Source organism: Halomonas sp. SIMBA_159 (assembly GCF_046536035.1).
GTDB classification, from domain to species: domain Bacteria; phylum Pseudomonadota; class Gammaproteobacteria; order Pseudomonadales; family Halomonadaceae; genus Vreelandella; species Vreelandella venusta_A.
This window is the reverse complement of sequence record NZ_JAWJBT010001377.1, coordinates 1-243: the sequence shown is the minus strand read 5'-3', so window position 1 is coordinate 243 and position 243 is coordinate 1. Positions and strand designations below refer to the sequence as shown.

The window sequence follows — 243 nt, the reverse complement described above, 5'->3', positions numbered from 1 at the left end:
GATTTCTGCATATACATTGCGTGCTGGCCGCTATAGCTGGCTAATGCCCTTGTCGCTTCAGAGGAGCTGAGGTTAACGACAACAAACCCCCGCTTTTGCCAATATGGCACCGAACCCTGCACGGCGACCAACGCCAACCGGCTAAACCCCAGTTCTATTGCATATTGCTCAGCATAATTTAATAAACGGGAAGCCAAGCCAAGGCCTCTGGCATTCTGGCTTACTGCCATATCATGCAAATAC

At 50.2% G+C, this 243-nt stretch carries 1 protein-coding gene; it reads right to left on the bottom strand.

The genetic code is table 11. The features are described 5' to 3' along the window. The coding region (locus R0J87_RS23755; RefSeq protein ID WP_498889467.1) for a GNAT family N-acetyltransferase at positions 1-243 on the bottom strand (243 nt) is incomplete at both ends.